The 19117-nt window shown below is 73.9% G+C and carries 13 protein-coding genes and 1 riboswitch; of the genes, 7 read left to right on the top strand and 6 right to left on the bottom strand.

The features are described 5' to 3' along the window. The first annotated feature begins 103 nt into the window (after nucleotides 1-103). The 5 genes from WA788_RS00650 to WA788_RS00670 all read left to right on the top strand — a co-directional run bounded on the left by WA788_RS00650 (nucleotide 104) and on the right by WA788_RS00670 (nucleotide 6373). A complete protein-coding gene (locus WA788_RS00650; protein ID WP_335970439.1) occupies nucleotides 104-1594 on the top strand; it encodes an MFS transporter in 1491 nt (496 codons plus the stop codon). Between the two features lie 90 nt (nucleotides 1595-1684). Beyond that, nucleotides 1685-3157 (top strand): carboxylesterase family protein, encoded by a 1473-nt coding sequence (locus WA788_RS00655; RefSeq protein ID WP_335970440.1) that lies wholly within the window; start codon nucleotides 1685-1687, stop codon nucleotides 3155-3157. A 146-nt stretch (nucleotides 3158-3303) separates the two neighbouring features. Further along, nucleotides 3304-4275 carry an intradiol ring-cleavage dioxygenase gene (locus tag WA788_RS00660; RefSeq protein WP_335970442.1) on the top strand — a complete coding sequence of 324 codons (972 nt, stop codon included), beginning with the start codon at nucleotides 3304-3306 and terminating at the stop codon, nucleotides 4273-4275. 194 nt (nucleotides 4276-4469) lie between these two features. After that, entirely contained in the window at nucleotides 4470-5195 is a 726-nt protein-coding gene (locus WA788_RS00665) for a glycoside hydrolase family 16 protein (RefSeq protein ID WP_335970443.1), read from the top strand. Nucleotides 5196-5284: 89 nt separating this feature from the next. Then, nucleotides 5285-6373 (top strand): aromatic ring-hydroxylating dioxygenase subunit alpha, encoded by a 1089-nt coding sequence (locus WA788_RS00670; RefSeq protein WP_335970444.1) that lies wholly within the window; start codon nucleotides 5285-5287, stop codon nucleotides 6371-6373. A 75-nt stretch (nucleotides 6374-6448) separates the two neighbouring features. On the opposite strand, the gene WA788_RS00675 is transcribed toward WA788_RS00670, so the two are convergent. The 4 genes from WA788_RS00675 to WA788_RS00690 form a co-directional block, all read right to left on the bottom strand. After that, on the bottom strand, nucleotides 6449-8659 hold the full coding sequence (locus WA788_RS00675; protein ID WP_335970446.1) for a protein kinase domain-containing protein: 2211 nt from the start codon (nucleotides 8657-8659) through the stop codon (nucleotides 6449-6451). A gap of 285 nt (nucleotides 8660-8944) precedes the next feature. Next, complete coding sequence (locus WA788_RS00680) at nucleotides 8945-9742, bottom strand: SAM-dependent methyltransferase (RefSeq protein WP_335970448.1); 798 nt, start codon at nucleotides 9740-9742, stop codon at nucleotides 8945-8947. A 168-nt stretch (nucleotides 9743-9910) separates the two neighbouring features. After that, complete coding sequence (locus WA788_RS00685; RefSeq protein WP_335970450.1) at nucleotides 9911-10807, bottom strand: YhjD/YihY/BrkB family envelope integrity protein; 897 nt, start codon at nucleotides 10805-10807, stop codon at nucleotides 9911-9913. A 160-nt stretch (nucleotides 10808-10967) separates the two neighbouring features. Then, on the bottom strand, nucleotides 10968-11381 hold the full coding sequence (locus tag WA788_RS00690) for a hypothetical protein (protein ID WP_335970451.1): 414 nt from the start codon (nucleotides 11379-11381) through the stop codon (nucleotides 10968-10970). A gap of 202 nt (nucleotides 11382-11583) precedes the next feature. On the opposite strand from WA788_RS00690, the gene WA788_RS00695 reads away from it, so the two are divergent. Together WA788_RS00695 and WA788_RS00700 are read left to right on the top strand one after the other, a co-directional pair. Then, nucleotides 11584-12546, top strand: a complete 963-nt coding sequence (locus WA788_RS00695) for an MBL fold metallo-hydrolase (protein WP_335970453.1) — start codon at nucleotides 11584-11586, stop codon at nucleotides 12544-12546. A gap of 184 nt (nucleotides 12547-12730) precedes the next feature. After that, a complete protein-coding gene (locus WA788_RS00700) occupies nucleotides 12731-13282 on the top strand; it encodes a hypothetical protein (RefSeq protein ID WP_335970454.1) in 552 nt (183 codons plus the stop codon). 28 nt (nucleotides 13283-13310) lie between these two features. Here the strand turns inward: WA788_RS00700 and WA788_RS00705 are convergent, their stop codons facing one another. Both WA788_RS00705 and WA788_RS00710 read right to left on the bottom strand, forming a co-directional pair. Next, nucleotides 13311-17588: a molybdopterin-dependent oxidoreductase gene (locus WA788_RS00705; protein WP_443033954.1), complete on the bottom strand. Its 4278-nt coding sequence runs from the start codon at nucleotides 17586-17588 to the stop codon at nucleotides 13311-13313. Between the two features lie 334 nt (nucleotides 17589-17922). After that, the gene (locus WA788_RS00710) at nucleotides 17923-18549 is read right to left on the bottom strand and encodes an N-acetylmuramoyl-L-alanine amidase (protein WP_335970456.1); all 627 of its coding nucleotides are present in this window, start codon (nucleotides 18547-18549) and stop codon (nucleotides 17923-17925) included. 420 nt (nucleotides 18550-18969) lie between these two features. Then, nucleotides 18970-19107, top strand: a riboswitch (cyclic di-AMP (ydaO/yuaA leader). Nucleotides 19108-19117: the final 10 nt, after the last annotated feature.

The following is a 19117-nucleotide window of genomic DNA, read 5'->3' on the forward strand; positions in this document are numbered from 1 at the left end:
CGCTACGCCTGCCCCAAGGCTCGCACCCCCTTGGTGGACAGCCTATCCGTTATCGCTCTACGATTGACGGACAGCCTATCCGGAAACACCGAGGAGCACCGTCATGCCCCACCGATCCCCCCTCGCCCCGGGCGCCGGCACCTCCGCGCCCCCGGCCGCGGACCCTTCGCACGGGGTGGCCAAGCCCGGTGTCGCGCTCGCGGCCGTCGCGGTCGTGGCGTGCGTGGCGCAGTTCATGGTGGTGCTGGACTCCTCCATCGTGAACGTGGCCCTGCCGGCCATGAAGGCGGGCCTCGGCCTGTCGGCCCCGACCCAGCAGTGGGTGGTCAACGGCTACCTGGTCGCCTTCGGCGGTCTGCTGCTGTTCGCCGCCCGCGCCAGCGACCTGTTCGGACGCCGCCGCGTCTTCCAGACCGGTCTGGTCGTCTTCTCGGCGGCCTCGCTGGCAGGCGGGCTGGCGCAGGACGGCTGGATGCTGCTGGCGGCCCGGGTGGTGCAGGGCGCGGGGGCCGCGGCGCTGGCGCCCTCCAGCCTCAGCCTGATCACCGCGAGCCACACCGAACCGTCCGAGCGCACCCGCGCCATGACCTGGTGGGGCGTGGCCGCCTCCAGCGCCGGCGCCGCCGGCATCGTGGTCGGCGGCCTGCTGGCGTCGGTGAGCTGGCGATGGGTGATGCTGGTGAACGTACCCATCGGGGCCGGCCTGCTCGTCGCGAGCCTGACCTGCCTGGCGCCGACCGCGACCGCACAGCGCCGCTCGCGCATCGACCTCGCGGGGGCGCTCACCGTGACCCTGTCGGCCGCGACCTTCGTCTACGGCGTCGCGGCGGCGCCCGACGCGGGCTGGGGAGCCGCCCGGGTGATCGGCTCGCTCGTGGCCGGGGCGGTGCTGCTCGCGGCGTTCGTGGCCGTCGAGCGTCGCAGCAGCGAACCGCTCGTCCCGCTGGGGATCTTCTCCGTCGCCAACGTGCGCATGGGCAACGTCCTCACGCTGTGCATGGGCGCCGTCATCACCGCGCCGCTGTTCTTCCTCTCGCTCTACCTCCAGCAGGTCCTGGGACACAGCGCCGTGCGCACCGGACTGTCCCTGCTGCCCATGGTCGCGGTCATCAGCGCCGGGGTGCTGCTGTCCCAGAAGCTGATCCCCGTCGTCGGCGCCCGCCGCCTGGTGGTGATCGGCGGGGTCGTCGCCGCCGTGGGGCTGGCCTGGCTGGGGCGGCTGCCGGTCCGCTCGGACTACGTCACCGGCGTGCTGCTGCCCACCGTCGTCGTCGGTGCGGGCACCAGCCTGACGATGATGCCCGCGATCGTCGCGTCGACCAGCGGCATCGACCCCCGCGACGCCGGCGTCGCCTCCGGGCTGCTCAACATGTGCCGCCAGCTCGGTGCGGCGCTGGGCCTCGCCGTCCTGGCCACCATCGCCGCCGGCGTCACCAGCCACAGCGGCAGCGGCGGCAACGCGGCCGTCGTGGACGGCTACCGCGTCGCGTTCTACGCGCTCGCCGTCCTCGCCCTGGGCACCGCGGCCCTGGCGCTGCGGCTCCGGCCCGCGCCGGACACCGCGGCCGCGGCGAACGAGGCCGACACCGCCTGAGCCGGACCGGTTCCGCCACCGCCGCGGAGCGCCATCCCGCGATCGCGGCCCTCCTCTTCCCCACACCCGCCCGCCAGAAGGAAGCACCCCGTGCCTGTCAACGCGCCCTGCGGCCCCGTCAGGGGAATCGCGCACGCGACCCACACCGCCTACCTCGGCATCCCCTACGCGCGCGCCCCGTACCCCGGCCGCGCCTTCGACGTCCCCCAGCCGCGGGGCAGGTTCACCACCTGCTTCGAGGCGACCCGCCACGGACCCAGCCCCGCCCACCCGCATGTCGCCCAGGAACTCTTCCCCGACCCCGTGATCGCGGGCGACGAAGCCCTCAACCTCAACGTCCACGCCCCCGCCCGCGGCGACGGCCCCTACCCGGTGATCGTGTGGCTGTACGGGGGCGGCTTCTTCACCGGCAGCAACGCCGGCCCCTGGTACGACGGGGCCTCCTTCGCCCGCGACGGCGTGGTCTTCGTCGTCCCCAACTACCGTGTCGCCGCCGAGGGGTTCATGATCCTCGACGACCAGGTCGCCAACCGCGCCGTGCTCGACATCACCGCCGCACTGACCTGGGTACGCGACAACATCGCCTCCTTCGGCGGCGACCCCGCCAACGTCACCCTGGCCGGGCAGTCCGCCGGCGCGACGGCCGCGCTCGCCCTGACCGGCGCCCCGGCCGCCCGCGGCCTCTTCCGCCGCCTGCTCGTGATGAGCGCCGGCACGCCTCTGCTCACGCCGCTGGAGCGCATGCGGCAGCTCTCCGCCGACTTCGCCGCGCAACTCGGCACCCCGCGGACCCGGCAGGCCCTCTCGGCCGCACCCACCGCCCGCCGCATGGAACTCGAACGGGCCTGGCTGCCCGGAGAAGTCCAGGCGCCCGCCGACAGCGTCGACGAGCGCGCCCGCCGGGCCGGCCGGGACGCACTGCGCTGGCAGCCCACCCTCGACGGCGAAGCCATCACCACCGCACCCGAGGACGCACTCTCCCAACCCGGCGCGGTGGAGGCCCTGTTGATCGGCACCACCACCCAGGAGTGGAACTTCCTGCTCGGCGACCTCACCACCGCTCCCAGCATTGACGCCTGCGTGCAGGGCATGGCCAACCTCGGCCTCACCGCCGACGACCTCGACACCTACCTCGGCCGGCTCGGCAGCCGCAACCCCGGGCACGCGCTCGCGCAGGCGCTGAGCGACCGCACCTTCCGGCGCCCCGCCCGCCACATCGCCGACACCGCCGCCCGGGCCGGCATCCCCACCTACGCCTACCAGTCCGCCTGGCCCGCCCCCGTCTTCGGCGCCGCCCACTGCGCCGACCTCCCCTTCGCCTTCGACCACCTCGACGCACCCCAGGCCCCCGAACTCCTGGGCCCGGCCGCCCCCCAGCACCTCGCGACGCGCATGCACACCGCGCTCGTCCGCTTCGCGCACGACGGCGACCCGGGCTGGAGCGCCTACACCCTCGACGAGCGCCGCACCCTGGTCTTCGACCACGACCCCTACGAGTACGCCGACGCCCTCGCCGAAACCCCCAACCGCCTCGGGAGGCCCGCCATCAGGACAACCCGCTGACCGCGCGCCTCGGCCGGCCACCGCCTCGTCCGGCACCCGCCGCTGTCCGCAGCCGTACGAAGCCGGACCCGCGGCGCGCTCATCTGGCCGGAATCAGGCGGGTGTTTCACATGGCCGTCACAGGCTGCCTTCCTAGCGTCACGCAAATGACCAACCGACAGCACGACGAACCCGACAACGCCGTCGTCTCCCGTGCCCTGACCCGCCGCCGCGCGCTCACCCTCGCCGGTGCCGGCGCCGTGGCCCTCACGGGCCTCGGCGCCGCGGCACACGCCTCCGACCGGACCACCGCCGCGGGATCGGCGACGGTCGGAGCCGTGCGGGCGGACGCCTTGGCCGCCACCACGTGCATGCAGTTGACCAGCGAGCAGATCGAGGGACCGTACTACCTCGACTACGAACTCTTCCGGAGGAACGTCGTCGAGGACCGCACCGGTATCCCGCTGCTGCTCGTCCTGCGCGCGGTGGACGCCAAGACCTGCCGCCCGCTGCGCAACTCCGCCGTCGAGATCTGGCACTGCGACGCCTCCGGCGTCTACTCCGGCTACACCCAGACCGGCAACGGCGGCGGCGGTACCCCGCCCACCGGCACTCCGCCCACCGGGACCCCGCCCACCGGCGGCCCGCCGTCCGGAGGCGGCGGCGGAGGCCACGCCACCCCGACGGACGACCTCACCTGGCTGCGCGGCATCCAGATGACCGACCACGAGGGCTTCGTGACCTTCCGTACCGTCTTCCCGGGCTGGTACACCGGCCGTGCCGTCCACGTGCACACCAAGGTGCACACCGGCGGCACGCACACCTCCGCGGGCTACACCGGCGGCCGCACCTGCCACACCGGGCAGTTCTACTTCGCCGAGACCGCCGTCGAGGCCACCACCGGTGTGTCCCCGTACTCGGCGAACACCGTGACCCGCACCACGCTCGACGAGGACGGCATCTACCCCGGTACCGGGACCCAGGGCGGGCTGCTCAAACTCGTCTACGACCACCGGCACATCCAGCGCGGTGTGGCCGGCCACATCACGATGGCCGTGGACCCCGCCGCCACCAACGACGGCGAGGACGTGCCCGGTGGCGGCGCAGCCCCCACCTCCACCCCGACCGCCGGCGCCTGATCCGGCCGACCGCCGCCCGGGCCCGCGTGAAGGGACGACGGCCCGGGCGGCGGTCACCGGCGCCGCGGCCGGGGCGGCCGGGGCGTGCGGCTACCGCCCGCGGCGCATCTTGTCAGGTACGGACCAACGGGCTACGGTGCGAGGGCGGCGCTGCCACTCCGGTCCCCCCACGGCCTTCGAGCAACGGAGTTCCGATGTCACCTGTGCGTGTGCGGCTCGGCCGCCTCCTCGGCGCGGTGGTCGCCGGGTTCCTGTCCCTGGTGCTGGTGCAGCCGTCCGCGCACGCGAGTTCGTGGGGGGCGCCGCAGACCGTGGACTCGTGGAACGTGATCAGCGGCCGGTGGACCGCCAACAACGAGTTGGAGACGTACTCGTCGGACTGCGTGTGGTACGACGGCGGGACGCTGATGATCAAGACGTACCAGTCCGGCGGGACGTACTACTCGGGGCGCGTGGAGTCCAAGGCGCTGTACGGGTACGGGACATACCGCTTCACCGCGAGCATGCCGAACGGGCAGGGGCTGCTGCCCGCGGTGTGGGCGGCGTACCTGAACCCGTGGCTGCCGGAGATGGACGGCGCGGAGATCGTGGGGTCCGACCCGGATACCGTCTACCAGACGTTCCACGACACGAACAACGCGCAGACGCAGTGGAGTGCGCACAACTCCGCGGGTTGGACGAACAGTTACCACACGTACTCGTTCAGCTGGTGGCCCGACCACATCGACTTCGACGTGGACGACGTCTACCAGGGCACCAAGTGGTACACCACCGGTTCGGGCGTCGGGATGCACTTCATCATCGACACCGCGGTCGGCGGGGACTGGCCGGGCAACCCGGACGCCTCCACCTGGGCCACAGCGGACGGCGCCCGCTACCTGAAGGTCTCCTCGGTCACCTACACCCCGTACTACCCGTGACCGCCCGCGGTCGCGGCCGGGAGATTTGACCAAGTCCATACTGAACGGGCCGCGGGGCGGGGTGGGAGGCCGTGGGTACGTTCGGGGGTATGACGCTGCCGAAGGCGAACCCTTTGCGCAAGTACCGGGACGTGGCCCCCGAGGGTGACGTCCCGACCACGAGGACGACCGGGATCGACCCGAACTTCTGGTATCCGCTGGCGCGTTCACGGGACCTGAAGCCGGGAAGGACGCTCGCGGCGCGGTTCGCGGGGGCGGAACTGGTGCTGGTGCGGCCCAAGAAGGGCGCCCCGTACGCGTTGGAGGACCGCTGCGCCCACCGCCAGGTGCCGCTGAGCATGGGGGTGGTCAAGGACGAGCAGCTGCTGTGCGGTTACCACTGCTGGGCGTACGACCGGACCGGCGCGTGCGTCAACATCCCTTACCTGGACCGGAAGCGGACCCTGCCGAACGGGGTGCGCGCGTACGCCTGCCGGGAGGCGCACGGCTTCCTGTTCGTCTTCCCCGGCGACCAGGAACTCGCCGACGTCACCCCGGTGCCCGAACTGCCCTACCACCGCGACAGCAGGTACAAGACCCGGGTGCTGGACCGGGACATCGCCTGCCACTACTCCTTCATGCACGAGAACCTGATGGACATGAACCACCAGTTCCTGCACCGCAGTCTGATGGGCCGGATACGGGCCCGGCTGCTGGACGTGCGGGAGGGCGAGGACTGGCTGGAGGCGGACTACTCCTTCTCGCGCACCGAGGGCAAGCAGTCGCTGGGCGAGCGGCTGATCATCGGCAGCGGCAGCACCGACAAGTACGCGGACCTGATGACGATCCGCACCGGCTACCCGTACCAGACGCTGCGCTACTGGACCGACGGCAAGCGCGAGGAGCCGCCGGCGCTCGACCTGTGGAACGCGTACGTGCCCACCGACCAGGCGCAACACCACAACCACACCTACGGGTTGATCATGGTGCAGAAGCCGCCGGTGCCGGGGGTGATCCATCTGCTGTGGCCGGTGATCACGCTGTTCACCGAGGGGATCTTCGGGCAGGACCGGGTGATCGTGGAGGCCGAGCAGCGCGCGTACGAGACGCAGGGCGCCGACCTCAACAACGAGGTGTTCCCGGTCATCCAGTCGCTCAAGGCGCTGCTGGCCCGCCGCGGGGTGCCGATCGAGCCGTAGGACCGCGGGAGGCGGGCAGCGCGATGCCGTCGGCCCGCCCGCGCACCGACCGGTGTGCGGGCGGGCCGGAACGGCTCAACGGCAGGCGATGGCGAAGGAGTTGTCGCCGGAGGCCGCCGCGGGACTGGTGGAGACGGTGATCCCGACGTACGGGCGGTCGCGGTCCGGCGCGATGTCCGAGACCTTCCCGCTGTAGGTGAAGCTCCTGCCGCCCTTGGGGAACTGGGCGGTCTGCGGCGAGACCAGCTGGACCGAGCCCTGGGGGTTCGGGGTGGAGCTGCGCCACCACACGGCCCGCAGGGTGCCCGAGCTGCCGTCGTAGCGGACCCGGACCGTGGCGCTCGCGGTACGGCCGTCGGAGGTGCACTGGGCGTCGGTGACGGCGACGGAGGTGACGTGTGCCGAGCCCGCCGGGTCGTGCGGCTGCGGCGCGGTGGTGCGGCGGATCGTGGTCGGCGTGGTGGTCGCGGCCGGCGCGGACGTGGCGGTGGCGGGCGCGGTGGTCGGGGCGGGTACGGCCGACGTCGCGCTCGGGGACGGGGTGGTGGCGGTGGGCGAGGCGGTGGTGGCCTCCGGCGACGGTGAGGCCGCGGAGGCGGTGGCAGCCGGGGACGCGGCGGTGGTCAGGGCGGCCGACGGCGAGGGGTCCGCGGCGGCCGCGGTGCCGTGCTTCCCGCCCGTCGCCACGGCGGTGACGGTGATCGCGCCCGCGACGATGACGGCCGCGGCCGCGAGCAGCAGGCCCTTGCGGCGCCGCCGCCGGCCGGGCTCCTCCCCGGCACCGGCACCGGGAGCGGCGCCCTCGGTGTAGTCCGCGGTGACGAGCGGCACGAGCGCGACACCGGAGCGCGCCGGCTCGCCGGGTGCGGGCGCAGGTGCGGGCAGCGGTACGGGCACGGGTGCGGCCGCGCCCGCCGGTACGGCGTCCGCTCCCGGCGCCACCGCGAACGTACCCACGAGAGCGGCGAGTTCGGCGCGCCCGCGCTCCTCCCACGCGGCGCCGTACGCCGCCACGGCCACCGCTTCCAGCTCCACCGCGAAGTCGATCGCGCTGCGCGGCCGTTCGGCCGGCTCGGCCGCCAACCCCGCCGCCAGCAAGGGCTGTACGGGCTCGGCCGCCTTCCCCTCGGGCAGGCAGGCGTGGCAGGTGGCGGTGGCCGCGAGCAGGTCCGCGGGGATGTCGGCGGTGCTGGACGTGCCACCGAGGTCGACGAGCGCCGGGGTGCCCTCGGCCGTCACCAGCAGGTTCGCCGGAGGGCAGGCAGAGCCGCCCGAGATGCCCGCCTCATGGGCGGCGGAGAGCCCGAGCAGCGCGCCCTTCAGCACGGTCAGCGCCGCCTCGGGCGAGGTCGCGCCCTTCGCGTCGAGCAGCGCGGCCAGGGTGACGCCCTCGACCGGTTCCCGTACGGCGGCGGCGTGCGCGCCGTCCTCGACGTAGGCGAGGAGTCGTACGGTGTACGGCGATTCGAGGGTGGCGAGCCGTTCGGCCTCGGCGCGCAGCCGGGCGCGGAACCGGGCGTCCCCGGCGAGTTCGGGGGCGAGGTAGGTGATGGCGACCTGGGTGCCGTCGGCGTCGCGCGTCGCCCGGACAACCTGGCCGGTGGGGACGGCGGCGGGGCCGGAGGTGTGGGTGTAGCCGGGGACCTGCCAGGCGGGCGCGGGCGGCTCGGCGGGGGTGGCGGTGCCGGGAGCGGCGGGGGTGGTGACGGCCTTGTCCGGGGCGGACTTCGCCGCGGGGCGGGCGGGCGCCTTCTTCGCGGTGCCGGACGGGTTCGTGGCCGTGGCCGCGGCCGTGGCTGCGGGCTTGGGCGCGGTTGTCGGCGGAATCTTCGGCGTCTTCGGCGTCTTCGGCGCGGCCTTGGACGTCGTCCTTGGGCCTGCGCTCTGGGCGGGGGCCGCCTTCTTCGCGGCGGTCGCCTTGCGTGCCGGGGTGGACGCGGCCGCCGCGGCCTTCTTCGCCGGTACGGCGGCGCGGGTTCGGGCCGCCTTGCGTGCCGACGTCCCCGCGGGTGCGCCGGCCGGGGCGGCGCCCTCAGCCGTTTCCCCGGAGCCGGAGCCGTCCGCCGCGCCCTCGGCGGGAGCAGCGTCCTTCGGTGCGGGCCGTGTCGCCGGGGCCTTGCGGACCGCCTTGGCCGCGGGCCTCCCCGACGGCTGCTGCGCGGACTTCGGCGCGGGTTCCTGCTCGGGCTTCCGCGCGGGCTGCTGCTCCTGCTGCTCCGAGGCCCCGCCGCCCTCGCCGGGTATGCCCGCACCCGCGTCCTTGCCCGTGCCCTGGTGGTCGCTCACCTGAATCCGCCCCTCGCGCTGCCCCTTGTGGCGGAACTGCCGCTCGCAGCTCCCCGACGCCCTGTTCCGTACTCGGATTCCACCGGCGGCCGGGCCGATCTGCCGGGGCCCACGGCGTCCGGCAGCCGCCCGGAGACCGGAGAGGAGGGGCCGTGAGGGTCAAGAGGGTACTGCCACCGGCAAGTTGTCGGGGACCGGGCCGACCGCACAGGGCGGGAGAAGAGCGGCCCGGCCCCGTGGGACACGGAGGGCGGGAGCGGTGCGCGGACGCGAACGCGGCCGGGATCAGGCGTTCTTGATGCCCACGCCGCCGTAGAAGCCGATCTCGCGCTCGTCGGCGGTGGGCTCGGAGTCCGGCCGCCAGAACGGCACTTGCGCGACGCCGGGCTCGATCAGGTCGAAGCCGTCGAAGAACCGCGCGATCTCGGCGCGGTTGCGCAGGTTCATGCTCGCGGTGGCGTTGGTGTACGCGGTCGCGGTCTCGCGGCGGTCGTTGAAGTCGCTGGTGGCGTGCGAGAGCACCAGGTAGCTGCCGGCTGGGAGCGCGTCGCGCAGCGTGGCCACGATCCGCTCGGGTTCCTCGGCGTTGGTGACGAAGTGCAGGATCGCCACGAGGAGCAGGGCGACCGGCTGGTCGAAGTCGATGACCCGGTGGACGTCGGGGTGGTTCAGGATCGCCTGCGGGTCGCGCAGGTCGGCGAGGACCACACTGGTCGTACCGGCCTCGCTCATCAGCGTGTTGGCGTGGGTGTTCACGATCGGGTCGTTGTCCACGTACGCGATGCGCACGTCGGGCGCGACCTCCCGGGCGATCTCGTGGACGTTCGGGGAGGTGGGCAGCCCGGTGCCGATGTCGAGGATCTGCCGGACGCCGGCGCCGACCACGTGCCGCACCGCGCGTTGCAGGAACGCCCGGTTGGCCTGCACGCCGATCCGTGCCTCGGGCGCGACGCCGATGAGCTGCTCGCCCGCCTCGCGGTCCACCTGGTAGTTGTCCTTGCCGCCCAGCAGGTAGTCGTAGATCCGCGCGGGATGCGGCCTGCTGGTGTCGATCTCGTCGGCGCGGAAGCCGTTCTGCGTCACGCTGCGCTCCTCTCTCCGTGACGGGTGCCCGCCCCTCCCGCGAACGCCCGTGCGCGAAGCGTCTCACGTCAACGTCCCTGCGTACGAGGGGGGTTGCTGTTGTGGGAAGCGCCGCCACGGGGTGTGCGCGGGCCGCCGCGCTGTGTCGTACGAGCGGGGTCGGCGGGGTCAGTCGATCGCGCCGCCCGCGCCGTCCGAACGCCACGGCAGCGCGGGCACGGTGGCCTCGGGCTTCTCGAACCAGCCCTCGGGCTGCGGCGGTCGCGGTATCTCGCCGCCCCGCCGCAGCGTGCGGCCGTCGCGGACGTGCCGGCCGACGAGGGCGCCGCCGAAGACCACGAAGCCCACGCCGACCAGCCAGGTGACCACCGTCAGCACGTTGCCGACCGGGCCGTAGGTGACCGCGTTGGACTCGAGCATGGGGGCGAAGAACAGGTGCGAGAAGATCCGCAGCCCGGCCAGGCCCAGCATGGTCAGGACCGCGCCGGGCAGGGCGGTGCGCACCCGGACCGAGCCGTAGAGCAGGAAGTTCTGGCCCCAGGCGAAGAAGAGCACGCCCAGGGCGAAGGTGAGCAGGATGCGTACCGCGCTCGGCACGGGGCCGCTGCCCAGCACCGCCGCGCTCTGCGACTCGCAGAACAGGTAGGCGGTGAGCACCGCCAGCCACACCGCGCGGCGCCAGTCGCGGTGCCACGGGCCGGCCGGCAGGTCCCAGATCTTGCGGTAGCCGGTCTCGACGCTCGCCACGAAGGACAGCCCGAAGTACGCCGCCGTGGCCAGGCTCCAGGCGCCGGTGGTGCTCAGCACGTGGTTGGGCGTGGCGAACATGCTGCGCATGCTGCGGGCGCCGTTGCCGTCCAGGCCCATGCCGTCGATCACCCACTGCGCGAAGCCGGGCCGGTGCTCCCACGGGGTCGCGGCGGCGACCACCACGAGCAGCGGCATCAGCGTGACGAAGCCGAGTGCGGCAAAGCCCATCGAGCGGTGCATCAACTCGATGTGCGACGCCTGCTTCGACAGGCGTCCGATCGCGGATCGCTTCCAGACGTCCGTCAGTCCAGCCATGCGTCACCTTCCCGCAGCGTTAGGGCTTGTGGATACCTGGCGGAGTACCCCGTGCGCAACTCCGGCCCCGGGCAAGCCCGGTGGCAGGTCGGGCGCGGCGCCCGGCAGCGGGTGTCCAGGGGTTGGGGCGGCCGCGGGCGCGGGGCCGGTCGCCGCGCGCTCAGCCCTTGCAGACGGTGAGCTTCAGCGCCGCGTCGATCGCCGCGCCCTGCGCGTCGGTCAGTTGGTGGCCGGTGCTGCTGAACCGCTGGGCGGCGAGGTGGTCGGCGGTCTGCGAGTCACCGTTGATCACGGTGCACTGGAGGCGGCCCTCCTCGATCACCTGGTTCGGGTCGGCGGCGAGCGACGGGTCTATCGCCTTGAGCGCGGCGAGGTACGTCTGCCGGTTCGCGCCGCTCGGGGCCGGCGGCCGGGTCGCCGTGGCGCCGGTGGTCGGGGCGGCGGTCACCGACGCCGTCGCCGGGGTGGTCGGCTCCGACGCGCTCTTGTCGCCGCTGCCGGAGGAGCACGCGGTCGCGCAGAACGTGGCGAGTGCGGCGGCGGCCACGGCCGCGGCGGCGATTCGGGTACGCATGCGGCCACCTTGCCCCACCCACCGCCCGGCTGCCGACCTCTGTGACCGTGCTGTGACAGCACCGCAGCACGCCCCCGCCGCCGGCGGTCCGGGCCCGCCGGATACCCCGCCCAGCCGAGCGGGTCCGCGCGCCCGGCGTCCGGACCGGGCGCGGGCGAGGCGTACCCGGCAGGGCGGGAGCACACGACCGGAAGAGGCGGCGATGGCAGTGACGCGTGACGGGGAAGTCGACTTCGAGACCGAAGCTCCGGTGGACGGCTCGCTGGACGTCGTCTGGAGGCATGGCGTGCGCGCCCGATGGCAGCAGGAGCCGCCCGTCCAGACGCACTGGTACGACCCGCACACCGTGCTGCTCCGCCAGAGCAAGACGGTGAACTACGAAGCGCCTTTCCTCTTCCTCCTCTTCGGCAACGAGCGGGCCCTGCTGCTGGACTCCGGCGCCACCGGGGACCCGGCGGCGTTTCCGCTGCGCGCCACCGTGGACGGGCTGGTGGACCAGTGGCTGGCCGCACACCCGCGTGAGGGGTACGGCCTGGTGGTGGCGCACACGCACGCGCACGGCGACCACGTGGCGGGGGACCCGCAGTTCACCGACCGGCCCGGGACCGCGGTGGTGCCGAAGGAGGCGGACGCGGCGCGGGACTTCTTCGGGCTCGGCTCGGACGCGGCGGCCCTGGGGAGCGCCCCGGTCTCCTTCGACCTCGGCGGCCGGGTGCTCGACGTGCTGGCCACGCCCGGCCATCACGACTCGTCCCTGACCTTCTACGACCGCTGGACCGGCATCCTGTTCACCGGCGACACCGTGCTCCCGGGCCGGCTCTATGTCGCCGACTTCCCGGCCTTCCTCACGACGATGCGGAGTTTGGCCGAGTTCGCCGGAACCCACCCGGTCACCCATGTGCTGGGTTGCCACATCGAGATGGCGCGGCGGCCAGGGCGGGACCACCCGCTCGGAGCGACCTTCCAGCCGGGCGAACGGGCCCTCCAGATGACCCCCGCCCAGCTCGTGGCGATACGCGACGCGGCCGTCTCCGTCGCCGACCGGCCCGGCGTGTACCGCTTCGACGACTTCGTGATCTACCACGAACCCGGAAAGCGGGAGACCCGCAGGCTGCTCGCCCGGGCCCGGTGGCGCAAGGCGCTGGCGGCCCCGCTGCGCGGCTGACGCGGCGTGCGGAAGGTGCGGGGGCGTGGCCCGGTGAGAGGCGCTGCCGGGCCGCATGGGCGCGGCACAGCGGAGAGTTGCGGGGGCGTTACCGGGTCTTGACTGAGCGGATGCCGTCCCGGGGCTCCCGGAGAGCGGGACCGCGGGGTTAACGTATGCCCTCACGTCCCGATCTGGGGGAAACATGCGCATCTGTGCCACCTTCCGCACCACTGGTGTCAGCGCGGGGCTCGTGGCGGTGGCCGCGGTGTGCGGGCTGCTGGCCGGGTGCTCGTCGGGCGGGGCGGACGGCGGTGGCGCCCGGAGCGCGGCCACGGCCTCGGAGCAGGCGGTGGCGGTGGGCCTGACGTCGGCGGAGCAGGTGGCCTCGACGCTGGAGCGGAGCGTGTCCACGATGACGACGACGGTCGTGTACACCGCGGCCACGGACCCGGACCACCTGCTCGGCACCTCGCGCGGCTACCTGTCGAAGGTGGCGTTCGCCGACTCCCGGGTGCAGCCCGCCGACGTGGAGGGCACCAAGGCGGACGCGGTCGTCCGCGGCGGCAGCATCGAGACGTTCGCGACCGCGGCGCAGGCGCACGCGCGGGCCCGGTCGATCGAGAGCGGCGCCCAGGGCACGGCGAGCGCGGGGGAGTACCACTACTACGTCGGCGCCTCCCTGATCCGGGTCTCCCAGGTCCTCACGCCCGCGCAGGCGAACGACTACGAACTCGCCGCGAGCAGCCTCGGCTGACGCGACCGCCCGGCGGCGGGCGGACGCCTCAGTACACGTCGCGGACGTACCGCTTCTCCGCCGCGAGCCGCTTGACGTACGCGTCGGCCGCGTCGCGGTCCAGGGCGCCGTGCACGGCGGCGACGTCGCGCAGCGCGCGGTCGACGTCCTTGGCCATGCGGGCCGCGTCGCCGCAGACGTAGAGGTGGGCGCCGTCCTGGAGCCAGCGCCACAGGCGGGAGCCGTGCTCGCGCATCCGGTCCTGGACGTAGACCTTCGCGCGCTGGTCGCGGGAGAAGGCGGTGTCGAGGCGGGCGAGGGTGCCGCCGTCGAGGTGGGCGGCCAGCTCCGCCTCGTAGTAGAAGTCCGTCGCGCGGTTCCGCTCGCCGAAGAACAGCCAGTTCGGGCCGCGGTCGCCGCGGGCGCGGCGCTCGTCGAGGAAGCCGACGAAGGGCGCGACGCCGGTGCCGGGGCCGATCATCACCATCGGGGTGGCCGGGTCGGCGGGCGGCCGGAAGTTCGGGGCGCGGCGCAGCGCGACGGGCACCTCGGCGCGTTCGGCGGCGTCGGCGAGGAAGGGCGAGCACACGCCCTGCCGGGCCCGACCGCGCGGGCTGTCGTAGCGGACCACCGCCACGGTCAGCGCGACCTCGTGCGGGTCGGTGAGCGGGCTGGAGGAGATCGAGTACTGGCGCGGCTGGAGCCGGTGGAGCACGCCGGCCCACTCCTGGGCGGTCGCGGACACCGTGTACTCGGCGAGCACGTCGACCGCCTGGCGGCCCCAACTCCACTGGGCGAGACGGTCGTTGCCGTCGGCGCGGAGCATGTCGCGCAGCCGGCGGTCACCGGTGCGCTCGGCGACGAAGCGGAGCAGGGCCGGGGTGATCCGGGTGATGTCGAAGTGGCGGTGCAGCGCCTCGCCGAAGGGCAGTGAGACGGTCCCCCCGCCGGCCACGTCCACGGCGGTGGCGCCGTCCAGCCCCGTCACGGCGAGCCATTCCGCCACGAGGTCGGGGGAGTTGACGGGGGTGACGCTGAGCGCGTCCCCGGCTTCGTAGCCGAGCGGCACCTCGCACGCGCGGGTGTCGAACGTGAAGCGCCGCACCTCCTTGGTCGCGCCCGGGCCGCTGAGCAGGCGGTTGCCGGTCAGCAGCGCGGTCACGGGCCGCCCGGCGCGTGCGGGGGCGGTGCGGGCCGCGCCGGGCGGGGCCGCGGGCGGCCGTGCGGAGGCGGGCGGTGCGGCGGGCGCCGGTACGGGCGCGGGCGGTGCGGCGGGCGGCGGTACGGGCGCGGGTGCGGGCGGGAATACGGGCGCGGGCGGTGCGGCGGGCGTCTGCCCCAGGGTCGTGAGCATTCCCTCCAGCCACGCCCCGGCCGTGTCCTCGTAGTCGGGCTCGCAGTCGGTGCGGGGTGCCAGCCGTACGGCGCCGAGTTCGCCCAGCCGGTGGTCCAACCGCCGCCCGTGGCCGCAGAAGTCGTCGTAGGAGGAGTCGCCGAAGGCCAGTACGGCGTAGCGGCGGCCCTCCAGGCGGGGCGCGTCGGAGGCGGTGAGCGCGTCCCAGAAGCCGGCGCCGTTGTCGGGCGCGTCGCCGTCGCCGTAGGTGCTGGTGATGAGCAGCAGGTCGGCGGTGTCCGGCAGGGTGCGGGGGTCGGTGGTGTCCATGCCGGCCAGGGCGGGACGGTGGCCCGCGCCCGCCAGGCGCTCCACGACACCGGCCGCGAAGTCCTCGGCGGTGCCGGTCTGCGAGGCCCACAGCACCACGACATCGCGTACGGGGGGCGGCGCGGGCCGGTCGGGCGGCGCCGTCGCCGCGGGGCCCTGCCCGGACTGCTGGTCCGGCCGGTACGGGGGGTGCGGTTGCGGTGCCTCCGGCGCGCGCGAGTACATGCCCGCGAGGACGCCGTTGACCCAGCGCGCGTGGGCGGGCCGGAACGGCGCGTCCGGGGGCAGCACCGGCACCCCGGGAGCGCCGGACTCCAGCCCGGCCAGGAACCCGACGAGGTACTGCCGTTCGTCCGCGCCGAGCACGGGCGGCGGATCGGTGAGGCCGAACAGGCCGACGGCACCGGCGAGTCCGGCGGGTGCCGCAACAGCAGGCGCCGCGACGGCGGGTACGGCGGCGGGTGCGTCCAGCGCCGGGGCCGGGGCCTCCGCGAGAGCCGGGGCCTCCCCGGCAGCCCCGAGATCCCCGCCTTCCGCAACGCCCCCGCCTACCGCGACGTCCCCGCCTTCCGCGGTCTCCCCGACCGCCGCGGCCACCTTCGCCAGGGCCACCGCGCACACCTTGAACTCCGGCTGGAAGGAGATCGGGTCGACGGCGTCATTGGTCACCGCGTTGACGCTCAGGTCCTTGCCGAACAGGTCGTTCCAGTGGAAGGGCGCGAAGCAGCAGCCGGGCAGTACCCGGTCGGTGACCACCGCGGGCAGCAGCGCCCGGCCGCGCCGGGAGGCGACCTCGACCGTGTCGCCGTCGGCGATGCCGAGCCGGTCCGCGTCGGCGGGGTGCAGCTCCACGAACGGCGCCGGGTTGAGCCGGTTCAGCTTGGCCACCCGCCCGGTCTTGGTGAGGGTGTGCCACTGGTGCGGCAGCCGTCCGGTGTTGAGCGCGAACGGGTAGTCGTCGTCGGGGAGTTCGGCGGGCGGCAGGTGCGGGCGGGGGAAGAAGGCGGCGCGGCCGCTCGCGGTGGGGAAGCGCGGCCCGTCCGGCCCGGTGTACCGGATCGGATTGCGGTCGGGCCCGTCCGGGTCCGCGGCCGGCCACTGCACGGGGGTGCCGCGCAGCCGCTCGTAGCTGACCCCGCGCAGGTCGTAGCCGGTTTTGGGGTTCCAGGCGCCCTTGAGTTCCTCGAAGACCTGCTCGGCGCCGGTGTAGGTGAAGGCGTCGGCGTACCCCATCGCGCAGGCGATGTCCGCGATCAGCCGCCAGTCCGCGGTCGCCTCGCCGGGCGGGTCGAGCGCGGGCCGGGCCAGCGTGAGGTTGCGCTCGCTGTTGACCAGCACCCCTTCGGCCTCGGTCCACATCGCGCCCGGCAGCACCACGTCGGCGTGCGCGGTGGTCTCGGTGTCGGCGAACACGTCCTGCACGACGACGAGTTCGGCCGCCGCCAGGCCCTCGACGACGGTCGTCCGGTTGGCGACGGAGGCCACCGGGTTGGTGCAGATGATCCAGCACGCCTTGATCTGCCCGGCCGCCATCCGCCGGAACATCTCCACGGTGCCGCCGCCGGCGCCGTCCGCGCGGATCGTGCCGGGCGGCAGGCCCCACAGCTCCTCGGCGGCGGCCCGGTCCTCGTCGACCAGCACCGAGCGCTGCCCGGGCAGCCCCGGGCCCATGTAGCCCATCTCGCGGCCGCCCATCGCGTTGGGCTGGCCGGTCAGCGAGAACGGCCCGCTGCCCGGGCGGCAGATCGCGCCGGTGGCCAGGTGCAGGTTGACCAGGGCGTTGGTGTTCCAGGTGCCGTGGGTGGACTGGTTGAGCCCCATCGTCCAGCAGCTCATCCACTCCCGCGCGTCACCGATCAGCCCGGCGGCGGCGCGCAGGTCCGCCTCGGCGACCCCGGTCAGCTCCGCGACGGCCGCCGGCGGGTAGTCGGCGAGCAGCTCCGGCATCGCCGCCCACCCCTCGGTGTGCGCGGCGATGAACTCCGGGTCGGTGCGGCCGGCCTCGACCAGCAGGTGGAGCAGTCCGTTGAGCAGCGCGAGGTCGGTGCCCGGGCGCAGTTGGAGGAAGACGTCGGCCTTCGCCGCGGTGGCGGTCCGCCGCGGATCGACGACGATCAGCTTGGCGCCCGCCTTGACCCGGTCCATCATCCGCAGGAAGAGGATCGGGTGGCAGTCGGCCATGTTGGAGCCGATCACCAGGAACACGTCGGCGTGCTCGAAGTCCCGGTAGGACCCGGGCGGTCCGTCGGCGCCCAGCGACAGCTTGTAGCCGCTGCCCGCGCTGGCCATGCACAGGCGGGAGTTGGACTCGATCTGGTTGGTGCGCACGAAGCCCTTGGCGAGCTTGTTCGCCAGGTACTGCGCCTCCAGGCTCATCTGGCCCGAGACGTAGAAGGCGACCGCGTCCGGGCCGTGCTCGTCGATGATCGCCCGCAGCCGCGCGGCGGTCTCCGCCACCGCGTCGGCGACCGGCACCGGGGCGGCCGGGCCGCCGCGCTCGGCCCGGACCAGGGCGGTGGTCAGCCGGCCGGGCGCGGCGAGCATGTCCGCGGTCGTGGCGCCCTTGGTGCACAGCCGGCCGAAGTTCGCCGGGTGCTCCTTGTCGCCGGAGACCTTGACCACGCCGCGCCGCCCGTCGGGCCCGGCGGCCACCTGGAGCACCATGCCGCAGCCCACCCCGCAGTACGCGCACACCGTACGCACCCGCCCGTCGCCCTCCGCCCGCTGCTCGGCGCCGGACAGGAGTTCTGGCCGGGGTCCGGACCGGGGCTCGGGCAGGGGTACGGACACGGGCGGGGGCGCGGGCACCGGCGCGGTCGCGGTGGCGGGCACGGTCGCGGGCACGCGGCTCCCCTCTCGGGTACGGCTGACCGTCGCACCGTACGAAAGGCCCGTTTCGCCGCGGTCACACCCGCGAAGCGCGGCCGGTTACGCCCCCTGCACAGCCCCGGGCGGCCGGGTGTGAGGGCGCGGGCGGGCCGCCGGTGCCCGCCGCGGCTCAGCCGCCGTTCACCAGGCGGATGTAGCGCACCCAGTCCCAGTTGGGCCCCGGGTCGGTGTGGTCGGTGCCCGGCACCTCGACATGGCCGATGATGTGCTGCCGGTCCTTGGGGATGCCGTACTTGTCGCAGATCTCGGCGGTGAGCGCTGCGGAAGCGTGGTACATCGCGTCGGTGAACCAGGACGCGTCGTCGACCCAGCCCTCGTGCTCGATGCCGATGCTGCGGGTGTTGTACGACCAGTTGCCCGCGTGCCAGGCGACGTCGTGCTCCCGGACGCACTGGTCGATGGCGCCGTCGGCGGAGCGCACCACGTAGTGCGCGGTGGCGGCGTGGGCCGGGTCCTGGAAGAGGGTGATGGTGTCGGCGAAGGTCTCCTGGGTGACGTGGATGACGACCATGTCGATCGCATAGGTGGTGGGGCGGTTGGACGCCGTGTAGTTGGCGGTGCTGGCCGGTGCCCAGGTGGCGCCGGGGTAGTCGACGGCGCCGGCCGCGGCGGCCCGGCCGCTGCCGGTCCACAGCCCGCCCGCGAGCGCGGCACCGGCGGCGGTGCCGAGCGCGAGGCCGCCGCGGAGTAACGACCGGCGGGTGTGGGGGAGTCGGGGACTGCTGGGGCGTTCCATGGCGGGCTCCCTGAGAGGTCGCGAAGCGGTCGGGACGTTCGAAATGGTCGGGTCCATGACAAGTACCGGCCCGCCCATCCTGGGGTCCGGCGCCGCGACCTGCCAAGCGCTTCGCGCAATGGCAGAGGTCCATGCCACTGGCGGACCCGCCGCGCGGCCCCACCCGGCCGCCTGCGCGCCGAGTTTGCCCACTCACACACCGTAGCCACCATGTCCCAGCCCTCTTCCCCGCACCGATAACGACTGATGCACGCTCACATCACTTCACGGCCACATCGACTGACCGATTTGCCTGCTCTCTCTATACCCTGACTGTTTTGTTCCTATGCCCAACTCTCTGATACGGCTTGGAAAACGACTCCGGCTCTATTAACGTTCGATAACGCAGCGCGGTCGTCACCGCCGCCGCCAGGACGGCGGACCGCGCGCTTGCCGAATCCCGTCCGCGGGAACCGGGGACCCGAGAAAATGGGGTGAATCGGGCAGTAGTCAGGCCCGTAGGAGACCTTCTTCCTCCGAACCCGTCAGCTAACCCGGTAGGCGAGAGGGAAGGAAAGGAGAGCGCCCG

It is taken from the genome of Streptomyces sp. CA2R106 (assembly GCF_037034245.1).
Classification (GTDB): Bacteria; Actinomycetota; Actinomycetes; order Streptomycetales; family Streptomycetaceae; genus Actinacidiphila.

Bases quoted from the DNA above. Each gene is read 5' to 3' on its own strand.
- WA788_RS00700 (WP_335970454.1), top strand. From the start codon at position 12,731: ATGCGCATCTGTGCCACCTTCCGCACCACTGGTGTCAGCGCGGGGCTC.
- WA788_RS00670 (WP_335970444.1), top strand. From the start codon at position 5,285: ATGACGCTGCCGAAGGCGAACCCTTTGCGCAAGTACCGGGACGTGGCC.
- WA788_RS00690 (WP_335970451.1), bottom strand. From the start codon at position 11,381: ATGCGTACCCGAATCGCCGCCGCGGCCGTGGCCGCCGCCGCACTCGCC.
- WA788_RS00650 (WP_335970439.1), top strand. From the start codon at position 104: ATGCCCCACCGATCCCCCCTCGCCCCGGGCGCCGGCACCTCCGCGCCC.
- WA788_RS00665 (WP_335970443.1), top strand. From the start codon at position 4,470: ATGTCACCTGTGCGTGTGCGGCTCGGCCGCCTCCTCGGCGCGGTGGTC.
- WA788_RS00710 (WP_335970456.1), bottom strand. From the start codon at position 18,549: ATGGAACGCCCCAGCAGTCCCCGACTCCCCCACACCCGCCGGTCGTTA.
- WA788_RS00705 (WP_443033954.1), bottom strand. From the start codon at position 17,588: ATGGTGCTCCAGGTGGCCGCCGGGCCCGACGGGCGGCGCGGCGTGGTC.
- WA788_RS00695 (WP_335970453.1), top strand. From the start codon at position 11,584: ATGGCAGTGACGCGTGACGGGGAAGTCGACTTCGAGACCGAAGCTCCG.
- WA788_RS00660 (WP_335970442.1), top strand. From the start codon at position 3,304: ATGACCAACCGACAGCACGACGAACCCGACAACGCCGTCGTCTCCCGT.
- WA788_RS00685 (WP_335970450.1), bottom strand. From the start codon at position 10,807: ATGGCTGGACTGACGGACGTCTGGAAGCGATCCGCGATCGGACGCCTG.